This window comes from Butyrivibrio sp. (assembly GCF_024699075.1).
On the sequence record NZ_JAILQF010000096.1, the window covers coordinates 1 to 4155 of the forward strand.

A 4155-nucleotide genomic window follows, 5' to 3' on the forward strand; every position below is an offset into this window, starting at 1 on the left:
AAGGCACAGGCACACATCAATGCTGGTGCTAAGAAGGTAGTTATTTCTGCTCCTGCAGGAAACGATCTTCCTACAATCGTTTACAACGTTAACCACAAGACACTTACAAAGGACGACAAGATCATTTCAGCTGCTTCTTGCACAACAAACTGTCTTGCTCCTATGGCTAAGGCTCTTAACGACTATGCACCTATCCAGTCAGGTATCATGTGCACAATCCACGCTTACACAGGTGACCAGATGATCCTTGATGGTCCTCAGAGAAAGGGCGACCTCAGAAGATCACGTGCAGGTGCTGTTAACATCGTTCCTAACTCAACTGGTGCTGCAAAGGCTATCGGCCTTGTTATCCCTGAGCTTAACGGAAAGCTCATCGGCGCTGCTCAGCGTGTTCCTACACCTACAGGATCAACAACACTTCTTTTCGCAGTTGTTAAGAAGGCTGACGTTACAAAGGAAGCTGTTAATGCAGCTATGAAGGCAGCAGCTACAGAGTCATTCGGATACAACACAGACGAGATCGTTTCATCTGATATCGTTGGTATGAGATTCGGTTCACTCTTCGATGCAACTCAGACACTTGTTAACAAGGTTGATGATGATACATACGAAGTACAGGTTGTTTCATGGTATGACAACGAGAACTCATACACATCACAGATGGTTAGAACAATTAAGTATTTCGCAGAGCTTGGTTGATCAGCCTCTAATATCGAAATAGACTTTTGATGAGGTCCGGTCCATATGGACCGGACCCTTTTTCATATGAATATGAAAAAGGGTGAAATAGATGCGCACTCGTGCGAAATGTAAATGATGCTAAAGCATCCGCACTCGGCGCAAGCATATCGCGAGCGGTATGCTATCTTCATAATTTCTTTCAAATATTAAATCCCAGGAGGAATAAAATATGTCACTCAATAAGAAATCTGTTGATGATATCAACGTAAAGGGACGTCGCGTTCTTGTTCGTTGCGATTTCAACGTGCCTCTTAAAAATGGCGAGATCACAGACGAGACCAGAATCGTAGCAGCTCTTCCTACAATCAAGAAGCTTGTAAAGGACGGCGGTAAGGTTATCCTTTGCTCACATCTTGGAAAAGTTAAGAATGGCCCTAACGAGGGTGAGTCACTTGCACCGGTTGCTAAGAGACTTTCAGAGAAGCTTGGCAAGGACGTTAAGTTCGTAAGTGATTACAATGTTACAGGCCCTACAGCTACAGGTGTTGTAGAAGCTATGGACGAAGGCGATGTTGTTCTTCTTCAGAATACTCGTTTCAGAGGCAAAGAGGAGACTAAGCCTGAAGAGGCAGGAGATGCTTTTGCAAAAGAGCTCGCTGATCTTGCTGACGACTATGTATGCGACGCTTTCGGTTCAGCTCACAGAGCACACGCTTCTGTAGCAGGCGTTACAAAGTTCATCAAGGAAAAAGGCGGCAACAACGCAGTTGGTTACCTTATGCAGAAGGAAATCGACTTCCTTGGCAATGCAGTTGAGAATCCTGTAAGACCTTTCGTAGCTATTCTTGGCGGCGCTAAGGTTGCTGATAAGCTCAACGTTATCAACACACTTCTTGACAAGTGCGACACACTTATCATCGGTGGTGGTATGGCTTATACATTCCTTAAGGCTAAGGGATATGAAGTTGGTAAGTCACTCCTTGATGAGACTAAGGTTGACTATTGTAAGGAAATGATGGAAAAGGCTGAAAAGCTCGGCAAGAAGCTTCTTCTTCCTGTAGATGCTGTATGTATCGACGAGTTCCCAAGCCCTATCGACAATCCTTCTATTAATACAACAGTTGTAGATGCTGATCAGATTCCTGCTGACAAGGAAGGTGCTGATATCGGACCTAAGACAATCGCTCTTTATGCAGACGCAGTTAAGTCAGCTAAGACAGTAGTATGGAACGGACCTATGGGCGTATTCGAAAACCCTGTTCTTGCTACAGGTACTAAGGAAGTTGCTAAGGCTCTTTCAGAGACAAGCGCTACAACAATCATTGGTGGTGGTGATAGTGCAGCTGCTGTTAACCAGCTTGGATATGCTGACAAGATGAGCCACATATCAACAGGTGGCGGTGCTTCTCTTGAGTTCCTTGAAGGCAAGAAGCTTCCTGGCGTTTACGCTGCAGACGATAAATAAAGAACCGGTCAGGATGTTTGGCAGTGATCAGACATTTTAAGGGACTTTGGATTTTCGTATAAACGGAACAATCCGGTCGTCAACCGGTGTCAGAAGATACTTTTGGCACCTACACAATATAATAGAATTAGTATAGTCAGTGGGTGTCGTTATTGTACGCCGCCCATTGGCTTAAAAGGAGAGAATAATGGCACGTAGAAGAATTATTGCCGGTAACTGGAAGATGAACAAGACTCCTACAGAAGCTAAGGCACTTTGCGCTGAGCTTAAGGATCTTGTAAACAATGATAACGTTGATGTTGTATACTGTGTTCCAGCTATCGATATCACAACAGTTGCTGAAGCTGTAAAAGGAACAAACGTTAAAGTTGGTGCTGAAAACTTCTATATTGAAGATAGCGGCGCTTTCACTGGTGAGATCTCTGCTCCAATGTTAAAAGATGCTGGTGTTACATATGTTATCATGGGCCACTCTGAGAGAAGAGATATCTTCGGCGAGAACGATATTCTTATCAATGCTAAAGTTAAGAAGGCTTTCGCTGCAGGTCTTAAGCCAATTCTTTGCTGCGGTGAGTCACTTGCTCTTCGTAAAGCAGGTACATATAAGGAATGGATCGAGAGACAGATTACATGGGATCTTGACGGTGTAACAGCTGATCAGGTTAAGGATCTCGTAATCGCTTACGAGCCAATCTGGGCTATTGGTACAGGCGAGACAGCTACAGCTGATCAGGCGCAGGAAGTATGCGGATTTATCCGTGAGCTTATCTGCAAGCTTTATGATCAGGCTACAAGCGAAGCAGTTCGCATTCAGTACGGCGGATCAATGAATGCCGGCAATGCAGCTGAGCTTCTTTCAAAACCTGATATTGATGGTGGTCTTATCGGTGGAGCCAGCCTTAAACCTGACTTTGGTAAGATCGTTAATGCTTAAAGCATAATAATTTTGTATTTGAAAGAGCCGTTTCCTTGGGGCAACGGCTCTTTTTTGAAAATAGGGGAAATGAGATCAGAGGGGATAATTTATGAAGAAGGTTTGCGATTATTGTAATTCTCAATATGATGACACCTTGGAAAAATGTCCTAATTGTGGTGCTCCTAATGATAATGTAAGGAAAGCTACAGGCGTTCCTACTACTATAGAAGAGCTAAAGAAGTGGTATACAGATCATCATCTGCCGCCGGAAGAAACCACAAGATTTTTTATCGGAAAAGATATTAAAGAGCCCAAAGCTTTTGGTATCTATAAAGATGATTCGGGCGATTTTGTAGTATATAAAAATAAAGCAAATGGCGAAAGAGCAGTTAGATATAGAGGCGGAGATGAGTCTTACGCTGTAAATGAGTTATATCAAAAGCTCAAAGATGAGATTGCAAGACAGAAGGGTAATCAGTCTTCCAGCAGAAGTTCATCTGGTAGTGGAAGGAAAAAGTCTTCCCTGTCGGATAAGTTCTGGGAGCTTGTTGGAGGTCTTATAGTTGCTTTTATTGGATTTTGCTGGCTTGCTGCGATTGGGGAATTTCTTAAGTATATTGCTATTGCAATAGTTATAATTACCATTATCGTAGCTGTCAAAGCTTTATTAAATCCGCAGTCGAACAAAAAATCCATAGCCAAATATGCAACTATTGCAATAGTAGTAGCACTTGTACTTGGCCTTTTGGGCAGATTCTTTGCTCCTGTTAACAAAAATGGCTATTACAATATTGGCGGTAATACGTATTATAGTAAGGATGATTCCTGGTATGCCTATGATTATCTTAGCGATGACTGGTACTACTATGATGATATTCCTTATATAGATTCTGATACTGAATATTCTGACTATTATGAAGGACATAGTTCGTATTCTGATGGAGATATTGGAACATCTTTTACTGATAGCGATTACTATGAAGATAATTTCAGATCTTCGTCAGATTCAGATTGGGATTCGGATTCGGACTGGGATAGTAATGATTCCTGGGATTCGGGCGGCTCAGACTGGGATTCAGACTGGTAATATAAT

Annotated in this window: 4 protein-coding genes; all 4 read left to right on the forward strand. The window is 42.6% G+C overall.

All coding sequences use genetic code 11. The features are described from left to right. The coding region (locus K6G87_RS03805; RefSeq protein WP_296834122.1) for a type I glyceraldehyde-3-phosphate dehydrogenase at positions 1-699 on the forward strand (699 nt) is incomplete at its 5' end. Between the two features lie 211 nt (positions 700-910). Next, a complete protein-coding gene (locus tag K6G87_RS03810) occupies positions 911-2146 on the forward strand; it encodes a phosphoglycerate kinase (RefSeq protein ID WP_296834125.1) in 1236 nt (411 codons plus the stop codon). 187 nt (positions 2147-2333) lie between these two features. Next, positions 2334-3080: a triose-phosphate isomerase gene (tpiA, locus tag K6G87_RS03815; RefSeq protein WP_296834127.1), complete on the forward strand. Its 747-nt coding sequence runs from the start codon at positions 2334-2336 to the stop codon at positions 3078-3080. 91 nt (positions 3081-3171) lie between these two features. Further along, positions 3172-4149 carry a hypothetical protein gene (locus tag K6G87_RS03820; protein ID WP_296834130.1) on the forward strand — a complete coding sequence of 326 codons (978 nt, stop codon included), beginning with the start codon at positions 3172-3174 and terminating at the stop codon, positions 4147-4149. Positions 4150-4155 lie beyond the last annotated feature (6 nt).

Excerpts from the sequence above, each read along its gene's own strand:
- K6G87_RS03820 (WP_296834130.1), top strand. The coding sequence starts at position 3,172 with ATGAAGAAGGTTTGCGATTATTGTAATTCTCAATATGATGACACCTTG.
- tpiA (WP_296834127.1), top strand. The coding sequence starts at position 2,334 with ATGGCACGTAGAAGAATTATTGCCGGTAACTGGAAGATGAACAAGACT.
- K6G87_RS03810 (WP_296834125.1), top strand. The coding sequence starts at position 911 with ATGTCACTCAATAAGAAATCTGTTGATGATATCAACGTAAAGGGACGT.